10 protein-coding genes are annotated in these 12,868 nt (G+C 43.4%); 4 read left to right on the top strand and 6 right to left on the bottom strand.

The window, feature by feature from the left end; genetic code table 11:
• Positions 1-143 precede the first annotated feature (143 nt).
• Positions 144-701, top strand: coding sequence for a hypothetical protein (locus QZ938_RS20900; protein ID WP_293354044.1), 558 nt, complete (start codon positions 144-146; stop codon positions 699-701).
• A 45-nt stretch (positions 702-746) separates the two neighbouring features.
• On the opposite strand, the gene QZ938_RS20895 is transcribed toward QZ938_RS20900, so the two are convergent.
• Positions 747-1,817 carry a hypothetical protein gene (locus tag QZ938_RS20895; RefSeq protein WP_293354046.1) on the bottom strand — a complete coding sequence of 357 codons (1,071 nt, stop codon included), beginning with the start codon at positions 1,815-1,817 and terminating at the stop codon, positions 747-749.
• Between the two features lie 389 nt (positions 1,818-2,206).
• Here QZ938_RS20895 and QZ938_RS20890 point away from each other — a divergent pair, with 389 nt between their 5' ends.
• The gene (locus tag QZ938_RS20890) at positions 2,207-2,821 is read left to right on the top strand and encodes a Uma2 family endonuclease (RefSeq protein ID WP_293354048.1); all 615 of its coding nucleotides are present in this window, start codon (positions 2,207-2,209) and stop codon (positions 2,819-2,821) included.
• 221 nt (positions 2,822-3,042) lie between these two features.
• Here QZ938_RS20890 and QZ938_RS20885 read toward each other — a convergent pair whose 3' ends face one another.
• From QZ938_RS20885 to QZ938_RS20875, 3 genes are all read right to left on the bottom strand, one after another.
• On the bottom strand, positions 3,043-4,065 hold the full coding sequence (locus QZ938_RS20885) for an ATP-binding cassette domain-containing protein (RefSeq protein ID WP_293354080.1): 1,023 nt from the start codon (positions 4,063-4,065) through the stop codon (positions 3,043-3,045).
• Positions 4,066-4,889: 824 nt separating this feature from the next.
• Positions 4,890-5,078 (bottom strand): hypothetical protein, encoded by a 189-nt coding sequence (locus tag QZ938_RS20880; RefSeq protein WP_015175516.1) that lies wholly within the window; start codon positions 5,076-5,078, stop codon positions 4,890-4,892.
• 401 nt (positions 5,079-5,479) lie between these two features.
• A complete protein-coding gene (locus tag QZ938_RS20875) occupies positions 5,480-6,403 on the bottom strand; it encodes a histone deacetylase (protein ID WP_293147286.1) in 924 nt (307 codons plus the stop codon).
• 397 nt (positions 6,404-6,800) lie between these two features.
• On the opposite strand from QZ938_RS20875, the gene gyrA reads away from it, so the two are divergent.
• Both gyrA and QZ938_RS20865 read left to right on the top strand, forming a co-directional pair.
• A complete protein-coding gene (gyrA, locus tag QZ938_RS20870; protein ID WP_293354050.1) occupies positions 6,801-9,500 on the top strand; it encodes a DNA gyrase subunit A in 2,700 nt (899 codons plus the stop codon).
• 248 nt (positions 9,501-9,748) lie between these two features.
• Positions 9,749-11,044 (top strand): ribonuclease D, encoded by a 1,296-nt coding sequence (locus QZ938_RS20865; RefSeq protein ID WP_293354052.1) that lies wholly within the window; start codon positions 9,749-9,751, stop codon positions 11,042-11,044.
• 32 nt (positions 11,045-11,076) lie between these two features.
• Here the strand turns inward: QZ938_RS20865 and QZ938_RS20860 are convergent, their stop codons facing one another.
• On the bottom strand, positions 11,077-11,742 hold the full coding sequence (locus tag QZ938_RS20860; RefSeq protein WP_293354054.1) for a hypothetical protein: 666 nt from the start codon (positions 11,740-11,742) through the stop codon (positions 11,077-11,079).
• A 2-nt stretch (positions 11,743-11,744) separates the two neighbouring features.
• Positions 11,745-12,743: an ImmA/IrrE family metallo-endopeptidase gene (locus QZ938_RS20855; protein ID WP_293332157.1), complete on the bottom strand. Its 999-nt coding sequence runs from the start codon at positions 12,741-12,743 to the stop codon at positions 11,745-11,747.
• Positions 12,744-12,868: the final 125 nt, after the last annotated feature.

Genomic DNA, 12,868 nt, shown 5'->3' with positions numbered 1-12,868 from the left:
GCAGTAGTATATTGTAGGATGATTTGTCTTGTGAAATAGTCTTTGGCGTCATGTATCCTATTTTATAACACTTTTTTTACTCTGCTTACTTTTTTCTCTCCTACCCCGAATTATTGAGCGGATACATCGCAACTTTGGTTAAAATGATTGAATCTCTGCCAGAAACTCTGCAAGATAGAGTTGTCGAACACCTGCGAGAATACATTCGGAAATTTAATATTACTGTTGCTGTGAGTCCTGACGGTAAGCTGGAGATTCCGGCTGAGGTTGAAAGTCAACTAAAGCCAGGAAATAGATATACAGTTACAGTTACAAAAGATAGCATTGTTTTTCAGAAGATGAAAGCAGGTTGTGACTGGGAGGAATGGCGGCGACGTATAGATTCATTACCACCAGATCCAAATCCGATGACAATCGAAGAAATTTGTGAAGTTGTCCGGGAAGTGCGTCGCGAAGAAAATTCTGAAAGAGAGTCACAGCTATTAGAACCACTGTATCAGTTTCAGACACAAATACAGTCTGATACTCAAGTTCTAGAAATACCTTCTATTGCTCAATACCCCAGCCGTCGCGAGTTTATGAAATTGCCCATTGAAGAGAGACGGCGCATTTTAGCAGAACAGGCTGAGGTGATGTTAAGTCATTACCAGGAAGATAGAGAATGGCAAGAATTACAGACAGGAGACTTAATTGACTACTAACTCTCTGTCTCCCAGGGATACGGCTTGTTTTAATTTGGCAAACTTTTACTTACTTTCTTTTTCGCTGTTGTCCTCTTTTTTTGTGATCGCTCGTTTTGATTTGGTCACGGTCTTAGTTTTTTTGCTTTCAGTTGATGTTTTTTTAGTGGAAGTTGTTTTCTTTACATTTGATTTCGTCTTCTTGTCTTCTTTTTGTGTTTCTTCTTCCATTGGCACTATATCTAATAACTTTACTCTCGGGGCATAAAGATAACAAATAAACCATTCTTTAAAATTTTCAAATTTTTGTTGATCGCCAAATTGAACAATAGGAATAGTCAACAATTCTCCGTGTCTGGCAAAATATATTCCGATGTTTTCAATGGGCCTGTCATTTGGATTACTATTTACACCACCAATAAGTGATAAAATGTAATACCCTAAAACTTGGTTAATATAATTTCTGTCTAGTTTAAGATTTTTAGTTACTTTTATGTCAATTAGAGTATTGTCAATAATCAGATCCGCGTCTGCATTACCAACTAAGGATGAGCCTGCGCCAAACGTTGGATTCAAATAGCATTTGTCTTTTGCTTGGAAGTTTTTATGGTCAACAAGTGAAATGAGTGATTTTAGGTCTTTGATATCTTCATGATTATAATTGTCTAGATTTTCGTCGATAAAACCTGCTCTATAAAGCACATCTAGTTTTGCAAGAAAAATTGTATTACAAATTAATTCATCAGTTATCTGTCCGTTGTCAACATAATTATTATAATTAATTTTTGTCTGTTCATATTGATCGGTAATTATTGCTAAAAGGTCTTGTTTTTTGAATAGTTTGTCACCACGAAAGCCGGTCACTACTTCTCCTGTTGAATTTAAATGTAAACATAGCATTTTAAATGAACTATCTGCTACCCAAAAGTTTCTTTGAATACAAGTGTCTTTATTGTGGTATTGTAAATAAAAGCGAAGTAAATAGTCAAAAGCTGTTCCAATAATTCCATAATTAGTTGTCAATGGCGGTGCCTTAAGTTCCGCCTTTAACTTAAAAGATGGTGTTAAAAATTCTGTCTTGAATTTGTCTCTAAGTTCTTGATTATTTCGATCTGACAAGATTGATGTTAAACTCATAAATTGTCTTTGTTAAGTTTTTATGTTTGAAGATGCTTGACTAGCTGTGAGAGGCTTGAGCATTCAAATAATAACACAATCTGACGCAGGTTAGTAAATTTTATAATCCCAAACCCCAAGAGCGCTCGCCACTGTCTGATTATTTTAGAAACAGGCGATCGCTCAAATCAGCAACGAGATCGAACCTCTCTCGCTTACCGAATTGATGGCAAAATGTCAAGGCTCGCCAGCCGAATCATTTAAAGCAATACATTCTTTAACAAGACGCGGAATAATTGAAAATTTGACCTGTGAAGCTGAAACCGTTTTCACGATGCCACCTGTGTTAAAACAGTATGTTAAAATAGTTGCTGGATAGTCTTAAAAATATAGCTAAATGAGAGAAAACCATGACCGCAATTCGTACCCAACCTAAGCAGATGCTCAGTTTTGAGCAATTTATCAAACAACTTCCCGACGAAGACGGCCGCTATGAACTTGTCAATGGAGAAATTGTGAGAATATTACCAATCAGACTGCACGAAACTCTGGCTGAATTTCTTTCAGACGCTTTCAAAGACGAGGTAAAAAGACTCAAGCTTAACTACTGGGTATCTGGTAGAGTTGTGTTGAGAACCTTAACCCCAAATGGTAAAGAACAAGGCCGCCATCCTGACGTTACTGTAGTAGACAAAACTCTTTGGGAGTCGAAGCCTTTCGCTTACTCAGCACTAACTGAACCGCTGCAATTAGTTGTAGAAGTTGTCTCGACAAATTGGGAAGATGATTATATCGACAAGCTGGATGAATATCAGCGGCTGGGAATTTCTGAATATTGGATTGTTGATTATTTAGCTCTGGGAAGTCGGAATTATTTGGGAAATCCGAAAGAACCGACTGTTTTTGTTTACCTACTTGATGAAAATGGGGTTTATCAAATGACTGCTTACCGAGGAACTGAGCGAATTATATCCCGAACTTTCCCAGAATTAGCGCTGACAGCAGAGCAAGTGTTAGATGTATGATATCAAATCTGGTTGCACCGGAATGATAGAGGAGACGGCAATGCCGTATCCCTACCCCAAAATAACATTGTAGGGACACGGCACTGCCGTCTCCTAATTTCTTAAATATCTTCGTTTATCTCTTAGCCTGCGAAGGCAGACTTCGTTTGTGTAGACGCGGTTTCCAACCGCCCAACGATCTAAAAAAGAGAAGAAGGCTTTCTCTTCCTTCTTCCCTCAAATTACGATCGCATCGAAGCCTTTTGTTCAGCCTTCAAATCGCGGTTGCTAGACGCCGCCAACTCCGCATCCAACAGCGTCTTACCAGTCGCAGCCAAATACACGTCATCCAAACTCGGCCGAGATTGAGCAATCCCAAAAGTAGGAAGTCCCGCATCTTTCAAAGCTTGCTGAATGGTGACAAGGGCGTCGCTTTGCGGTGTGACGACTAAATTCAGAGAATTTCCTTGGGCGGTGTTGATAATTACTTCTTGCACGAAAGGCAGAGATTCCATTAAAGCTTGGGCTTTTTCGGCTTCTTCGATCGGCGAAAACTCCCGAATCCGCAAAGTCACCCGATCGCCCCCAACCCGATTTTTCAACTCCTCCGGCGTCCCCTGTGCAATCACCGTACCCTTGTCAATAATCGCCACGCGATCGGCTAAAGCATCCACTTCTTCGAGATAGTGACTCGTAATCAAAACCGTCGTACCCTCATCCCGCAAGCGCCGCAGGAAATCCCACACCACCACCCGACTTTCAATATCGAGCCCGACAGTCGGTTCATCCAACACCAAAACATCCGGCTGGTGCAGCAATCCAGCAGCTAAGTCGAGGCGCTTGCGGATACCCCCGGAATAGGTGCCCGTTTTTTTATTTTCCCACTCCTCCAAACCGAGGAGTTTCACCATTTCGTCAATCCGCCCTTTAATAGTCTTGCGCGGCAAATGGTAAAGCGCCGCTTGCAATTGCAAAAGTTCGCGCCCCGTGAGCACCTTATCGAGAGCGACTTCTTGGGCGACGTAGCCGAGTTTCTGTCTGGCCATTCTCGGCTGGCTGACTGCTGAAATGCCTGACACTTCAATCCGTCCGCTATCTGGCGCACTCAATGTACAAAGTACCCGCAGGGTTGTGGTTTTGCCTGCACCGTTGGGGCCTAGCAAACCAAATATTTCCCCCGGTTCTACCTTGAAGGAAACATCTTTAACGGCTTCTACAGTGCCGTAGCGTTTCTGAAGATTTTCAATTAAAACGGCGGGAGCCATATATTTTAAGGATGAACTGGTTGTTAATATTTTGACACTTCTGGGCTTAATTTGCCGGAATGGGCGATCGCACGTTCCGACTTCCTGTGCTGGTGGCGATCGCACATTCCGACTCAACGCGAAACTGCTGATTGTTTTGATTTTCGATCGCGGTTTAAAACTTTTCAACTCGATCGCGGTTCCCAACCCCCAGCACCCTCAGTCTTTTCTAGTCTCAAATATCAACTTTTCTAGCAACCGCCTTGGATGGTTAAGATGTTCTTAATTACTACTAAAAACATTAGGTTCGATTCCATCTCCACTCTACCTTCTACCCTCTTACTGATAAGCTGTTCGACATTCAAAGTGCACTATTTGTGGCTCAGACCTCATGCTGTAAAGGGTTCAAACCATAAATTTAAATGACTAACAGTTTATCCGTTACATCCCTTACAAAATCCGTTGCCGAACTTCCTTCTTCTATTACCTCCAAACAAGTATGAGTTTTGAGTTAATTCTAACTTGGAAGTTAGCAACTCAAAACTCATATTTTTTAAACAAGTAGAGATGCACCCGAAACCTGTTATTTTATAATTATCTCTACTTCTAGGCGGATGTCGATCGCAATTAGAATCATTAACACCGATCTCCAAACATTAAACTGTCGCTTAAAAACACGGAAAACTTCCCTAAGTGGCAAGTTCTAATTTTATCCAGTTTGCAAAAGAATGTAACTTTAGGCCCATGTTCTATACCCCGATAATCATCAGTCATTACCAATTCTTTAAGCGAAAATTGAAAAGGCTATGAACTTCTTTCTCGCTCGGGGGTTGGGTGCTGGGTCTTTAATCGACAATTTTCACCCAACCGCGACGCACATTGTACAGCAGTCGGTTGATGATGGCATACTCATCTTCATTCAGGGTTCTTTCTAAGAGTGCGGATCTTAGCTGTCTCCGGTCGTGGCGAGTCACGACACTAGAGAACATGACCTGACCAAATAATTCTTCGAGTGTCATTTGGGAAACGGACATGATAAACCTCCTAGTTGATTGAGAGATATTAAAATATTACAGGCTGATCGTAGTCCTATTATGCTCTGTCCGATCGCCGATTCCTGCGATCGAAAACATTGACACGGTGTGATTTATAGGCTAAAAATTTGTGACTGAGACTTAGACGCTCAGTGACTCGGATCTTTTAAATTCGTGATGCTTGTCACAAATGTTGACAGTTGACAGTTGACAGTTGATCGAGGGCAGAAGGCAGAGGGGAGAGGTTCGAGGGAAGAAAGCCGATCGACTGTTCGTAGTGTGGACTTTAGTCCGCATCAATTTCTGCGGACTAAAGTCCACACGTGCGTTCCTTACTTATTGCGGTCAATTGACCGGACATGACATCAATCCCCTCATCATCCCGTCTGCCAATTTTGCAGCTAATTGAGGCACCGGTCAATAGTCGCTACAACCGACTCGGCCAACTCTTGCAGCGCGTAGCCCCCCTCCAAACCGAAGGCGATGCGGCGGGTGATTTGCAGGCAATATCCCGTGAAAGTACCGAAATCTGACGGCGCCAGATTCATGCTAGCCAGCGGATCCGAGGCTATTGCGTCGTAACCGGCGCTGACAATCAACAAATCCGGTTCAAAATTTGACAAAAACGGCACGACAAGAGATTCAAAGGCGCTCAGGTATTCAGCTATGCCGCCACCCGGATACAGGGGAATATTCAGCACGTTGTTGTAGGCGCCTTGCTCGTCAGCATCTCCGGTTCCCGGATAGCAGGGAGATTGGTGCAGGGAACAGTAGGCAATTTGCCTGCTGTTTTCCACCAAAGATTGAGTGCCGTTGCCGTGGTGCACGTCCCAGTCTAGGATGGCGACGCGGTTGATTCCCGGCTGTTCCAAGGCATAGCGAGCTGCGATCGCAGCGTTGGAAAACAAGCAAAATCCCATCGCACGGCTGTTTTCGGCGTGGTGTCCCGGCGGCCTGGCGATCGTAAAAGCTGGTTCGTTGGTTGCTAAAACTCGATCGACCCCATCGAGCCAAGCACTCACCGCCAGCAGCGCTACGTCGTAACTTTCAGCAGAAATCGGCGTGTCACCGTCGAGGTAGCCGCCTCCACGATTAGCCAAATGTTCGACTTCTTTGATGTATCTTGGCGCGTGAACTTTTTTGATTGCTGACAACAGTTCTAGTTCGCGCTGCGCCACTGGCGTCGGCAGTTGCCACTCAATGCGATCGGCCCAGGGAGCAGCTTTCAGAGCCTTGACGATCGCCGTCAAACGTTCTGGTCGCTCTGGGTGAAGCATTCCAGTCTTGTGCAGCAAAAAATCTTCGGAATAGATGACGGGTAGCATCGGCTGATTTTAGATTTTAGATTTTGGATTTTAGATTTTTAGTTTGCTTTAAGAAAGCCTTCGGTTTTGTGAAATTAAAATTGCGATCGGGCCACCATTTTGATTTTTTATATAGCCCTCAAAAAAACTCACCAAAGCATGAAACCCGACCGCCTAAAAAAACCTTTCTAGCTTTTGCCAATTGATGACTAAATCACCAACTGCTTTCCTTACGAATTTCCCTTGTTTCGTCCCTTAATTTTTCTGCCAACTTTCCCATAAAGTTAAGGGCAAATTGTGATATAATTTTAGGAGTAATTTGCAATATTTGGCAGCTCAACTGAATCCAGATCGATTTTATCGCATTTTTGGGATTTATAGCGGTCAAATTTAAAGTTTTAGCGGAGTTTTTCAACCTATGAGTATCTCTGAGTCGCGGATAATCCCGACGGATCTGGGTGGTGAGATGTCCCGATCGTACTTGGAATACGCCATGAGCGTCATAGTCGGTCGGGCGCTACCAGATGCTAGGGACGGTCTCAAGCCCGTTCACCGACGCATTCTCTACGCCATGAACGAATTGGGCTTGACTCCCGATCGACCATTCCGCAAATGCGCCCGCGTCGTCGGGGAGGTGCTGGGCAAGTATCACCCGCACGGAGATACAGCAGTTTACGACGCCCTGGTGCGGATGGCTCAAGATTTCTCCATGCGCGAACGCCTGATCAACGGCCACGGCAACTTCGGCTCCGTTGACAACGACCCGCCCGCTGCCATGCGGTACACCGAATGTCGCCTCACAGCCCTGACGAGCGACTCCATGCTGCGCGACATCGACTGCGAAACAGTAGATTTCGGCGACAACTTCGACGGTTCCCAACAAGAACCCCTCGTACTCCCCGCACGCATCCCCCAAATTTTGCTCAACGGTTCCTCCGGGATTGCCGTCGGGATGGCAACCAACATTCCGCCGCACAACTTGGGCGAAATAATCGACGGTTTCTTAGCCCTAATCCACAATCCAGGAATTACCGACCTGGAATTGATGCAGTACATCCCCGGCCCAGACTTTCCCACCGGCGGGCAAATTCTCGGCAGAGGCGGCATTCGCGATGCTTACACCACCGGGCGCGGCTCGATTACAATGCGCGGAGTCGCCGGCATTGAAACCATCGAACACGCCGGCCGCCCCGACAAAGAAGCAATTATTATCACCGAATTGCCTTACCAAACAAACAAGGCAGCGTTAATTGAGAAAATTGCCGAACTGGTAAACGACAAAAGATTAGATGGGATTTCCGACATTCGCGACGAAAGCGATAGAGACGGAATGCGGATCGTGATCGAACTCAAACGCGACGCCTATCCCCGCGTCGTCCTCAACAACCTCTACAAACAAACACCGCTCCAATCAAATTTTGGAGCCAATATGTTAGCGCTAGTAAACGGGGAACCCCAACTACTGACGCTCTCACAATTCCTCAATGTCTTCCTAGACTTCCGCATTGAGACAATTACTCGCCGGACTCAATACGAACTCCGCAAAGCAGAAGAACGCGACCATCTCCTGCAAGGCTTATTAATTGCCCTAGACAATTTAGATGCCATTATTCACCTAATTCGTGCCGCTGCCGACTCCGCCGCTGCCAAACAAGAATTGATCGATAATTACGGTCTTTCCGAACAACAATCTGATGCAATTCTGCAAATGCAACTGCGGCGTTTGACAGCATTAGAAGCGCAAAAGATTCAGCAAGAACACGAAGAACTTCGCACTAAAATCGCCGATTTGGAAGATATCTTAGCGCGTCGGGAACGCATCTTAGAAATCGCCGAAGTCGAAGCACTCGAAATCAAAACCAAAATCGCTACTCCCAGGCGCAGTATCATCGAACACGCCGAAGGAGAAATCGATGAAAGAGATTTAATTGCCAACGAACAAGCAATTATTCTGATCACAGAGCAAGGCTACATCAAGCGGATGCCTGTCAGCACTTTCGAGGCCCAAAGTCGCGCTACTCGCGGCAAAGCAGGCGCGAAAATGAAGGAAGATGACGGAGTAGAACATTTCCTTTCCTGTTGCGATCACGATAGCGTTTTGTTCTTTAGCGATCGGGGCGTAGTTTACTCTGTCAAAGCTTATCAAATTCCCGTTTGTTCCCGCACGGCTCGCGGTACTCCCGTGGTACAACTGCTGCCGATTCCTATAGAAGAAAAAATCACTTCTATGGTGTCAGTTACAGAATTCACCAGCGAAGAATACTTGGTGATGTTGACTCGCGGCGGCTACATCAAGAAAACCGCACTTTCAGCTTTTGGCAACATCCGCACTAACGGATTAATCGCGATTTCTCTAGAAGAAGGCGATCAATTGCGTTGGGTGCGGAGAGCAAGAGTTGGTGACAGCATTATCATCGGTACGCGCCAAGGTATGGCGATTCACTTCCGCACCAATCACGAGCAGTTGCGTCCGGTTGGCCGCGCGACTCGGGGTGTGAAATCAATGAAATTGCGATCGGGCGATGAGTTGATCAGCATGGACATCTTGCCAAGTTCCATTGTTGCCGAAATTGCTGACACAGAAGATTCAGAATTGGAAGGAACAGAAGTTGCTCTCTTAGAAACGGGCGAATCGGAATTTGAAGGAGCCGAAATTGCTGAAGATGTGGAATTGGAAGACGAAGAATTAGAACTGGATGCTGAGGAAGTTGAAGGCGAAGATGCCGAAGAAATTCCCGCCGTTAGCAGCGAAGTTCCTAGCGTTTTGGTCATCACCACCAACGGTTACGGCAAGCGAGTTCCTGTTTCTCAATTCCGCCTCCAAAGACGTGCTGGCAAGGGATTGACTGCTACTAAATTCAAGTCGAAGAAAGGTAAGGATCAGGTAGCAGCGCTGCGAATTGTCAACGCAGATGACGAATTGATGATTATTACCAACCGAGGTATTATTATCCGTCAAGCTGTGAGTGCAATTTCCACGCAATCGCGTACTGCAACGGGTGTGCGGGTGCAGCGCTTGGATGAGGATGATTCGATCGTAGCTGTGGCTTTGGTGCCGGCTTCGGGTGAAGAGTCGATCGAAGAAGCGCAATCTGAGGAAGCGACAGAAGAGTCCTAAGTTAATAGTTTGTAGGGTGTGCTGCGGTGCACCTTACTCCTTTTTAAGGTACGTAGTTGGGCTTTAGCCCTCTTTCCTAGTCTTATAAAGAGGGCTAAAGCCCAACAACGTACCTAATTTGTATGAGGACTGACTTTAAGTTGACACTAATGTGCAATTCCATGTCCGGCACTTCAATCATTGACAATTGACACGATAATTGCTATAGCATAATATAAGCGTAAAGTTAATAGTAAAAGTCTGTAAAAATGCCTTATTTAACAGCAGCAAACGACATCAAAGCACTCATCGCTAAATTTTCGCAATCTAAAATCCTGTGGGTTGACACAGAAATAGCAGACTATAAATCGAACCCCAGATTATCTCTAATTCAAGTGTTAGCAGACTCCACCGATTCGACAGGAGATGCCACCTTTCTACTAGATGTCTTAGATCAACCTGAATTGGCAAAAGACTTCATCAACCAAATCATGGTAAATCCAAATATTGAAAAAGTCTTCCACAGCGCCAGCTATGACATCAGATTTTTGGGTAATGACGACGCCAAAAATGTCACTTGTACATTAAAAATGTCGAGACAGATTCCAGCTTATATCCTCCCCTTACCCAACCGACAACTCAAAACCTTAATCGAAACACTTTGCGGCATTACTTATGTAGATAAAACAGAACAAAGCGGCGATTGGGCAAAGCGTCCCCTGAGTGATAAGCAGCTAGAATATGCCAAGATGGACGCGGTTTATTTAGCTAAAGTGCACAGCCGCTTGCTAGAAATCCTTGCCCAATCTTACCCCGAACCCGCAACGGAAAACTTGATATCCTTGGGGAAAAAATATCAGCAAATAGAATCTCAGTGGAAGCCGCTAGATGCAGAAATTGCTGAAGTGAAAGAACGATTTAAAGCAGGAATGATGGCGCAAAAGCTCAAAGATAGCTCTTGTTTTCAGCTTTCCAGTTCGATAACGATGAAAGTTAATTTTATGACGCTGGCGAGACTGACACAAACTCAGCAAATTGATTTAAATTTTCCGGTGACGCTGACGAAAGAAATTCAAAAACAGTTAGGACAACTCATCACTCACCCATCTTTGCAAGTTGAGGATATTGCTAGTTGGCGGTTGAATTCTAATGTACAGCAGCGGCGAAAATCTACTACTAAGAAAATTGCGCCGGAACCCGAGAGTGAGGATTTAACAGCATTGGGGAAAAGGTATCAAGAAATTTTGCCTGAATGGAAGTTGCTGGATTCGGAAGTTGAGCATCTGAAAGAACGGATTAAAAAAGCAATGTTGGTACAAAATAAGAGCAATACTCCCGATTTTAAGTTATCTAGTTCTTCGATTTTGAAGGTAGATTTTGCTAGCTTGGCTAAACTTGTGCAATCTGCGGGAGTTGAGTTAGATTTTATGGTGACGCTGACTCAATACATCCAAAAGCAGTTGGGGGATGCGATTAACACAATTGATGTGCAGATTGAGTATATTACCAGTTGGCGGATGACGGCCAAGACTGTGGAAGATGAAGATGAGGAAATCCCGTTTTAAGCTAGGACTAAGGCTAAGTGTCACACTTAAATCTACTTGTAAGGATTTAGTAGATTACCTGCCTCCTCCCGACACTCCTCAATATACTTTTTTAAGGTATCTAGGGAGTTCTCAGGTGTTGATTTAAGCCCTGAACCAAAAACATTTTTAATTGCTTTATCACATTCTCGAACAGGAACAATGAGCTCCCGAATAGTCTCAAAGCCATCGGCTTCAATATTTCTGAGAACAAGTTGCTCTAAGCACCATAATCTATGATTTAGAGACTCTTGAATGATAGGTAAGTTAACTTTTGCTAAGGCTTTAATGAATCTTTTATCTCCAGTAAAAATCTGAGCATATTTATCATCTTGAATAACTTTGATAGCATGACTTGTGAGAATTGCTTCACCTTGATCGATATTTTCAATACTGGATAACTGGATAAAAATTTCTTGGTCAATATCGGCTTCAGATATGTTTTCTAAAGTTCTAGTAAGGTAAAGAACTTGTTTATAATTAATAACACGATCTTCTGTTTTTTGACGTTTACCTGCTTCAAAATTTTTCCAATCCTTTTCAAATTTATATTTTGCCGTCTCTAGGATATTAACTTGCTCATAACTAGCATCAAATAATTTAAGAGTATTATCGAATAGCTGGAATGTAGCAAGCTTTTTGACAATGTCATTATCGATACAATAGATACAACTAGACAAAGCTATTCTCCTAAAATTTGGTCTAAGTAATCAGCATTATCGTCACCTAATTCATCCCAATTTAGATGCTGCTCTAAAAATTTGTTAATAGTTTTTTGTCCTTCTTTAGGAGCATTAATTAAATTTACACATTTCATAGATAATGCAAAATATTTTTTATTATACCAGCCATAATTTAAAGCTAATGCAGATGGATCGATGGTAGAGTCATTTTCAAGAAGTTGAAAAATTTTATTTTTTAGGTTTTGTGCATTGTTAAACTTTTTATTGCCGAGGGAGTTATCAAAACTGTTGACTAGCAGTTTAACTGCAAACTGATTGCTATCTATTTCTTCTCGATCGTCAGAGTCTTGCTTAATATCATCATCAATCAAAATACCTTCTTTAACTTTAATATGACCAAGGGCAAGATGACCCAGTTCATGAGCAAGATCGAAAGCTAACCATGCCGAGTTAGTAAGACTATTACTCAAGACAATCACGGGATAATCATATTGCCATTGGATCATGCCTGTAATTTTTCGGGTGTTTTTAGGGTAATTCTTAAAATAGACAACAGCGATACCATGTTCCCAACAGTAATCGAGCAAGCTGTACAAAGTGACTTGAGGATGTTTGGCAACAATCTCTGATCGGACTTGATGAGGGTCAGATGGGATGGGTTTAAATTCGAGCTTTATAGTATCAGCGACCACTTCCGCAACCCGTGAGGCAAGTTGATGAGCAACCTCAGGTACGTCTGCTTTATCCTGTTGATGGTACTTGAACTTGGTATGGAGTAAGGGCTTAAACTGAGGGGCCTGATTCTCAGCTAAAAGACTTTTGAGGTCTAGGTGCAGACGTTGGGCAATATGACCAGCGCCCTCTAGGACGGCGACGGGTTTATTGTCTAATTCTTCATTCCACCAACTGGGCAAGCCTTTTTCTTGAACGAAACGTTTTGGGAAACCGATCGCCGAGAGTTTTTTATAGAGAACAGACATTGATAATGTTTGTGTCATTGGCTTGCCCTCCGTCTGAGAATTTGCTTAATATCATTCTAACCTAATTGCAGATAATTTAGCTACTATTTTTTGTGACAGAACGTAGATATTTATCATACCATAGGATAAATTTTGCAAAAGCA

The sequence above is a fragment of the Microcoleus sp. CAWBG27 genome (assembly GCF_020883145.1).
Classification (GTDB): domain Bacteria; phylum Cyanobacteriota; class Cyanobacteriia; order Cyanobacteriales; family Microcoleaceae; genus Microcoleus.
This window is presented reverse-complemented; position numbering and strand designations above follow the sequence as displayed.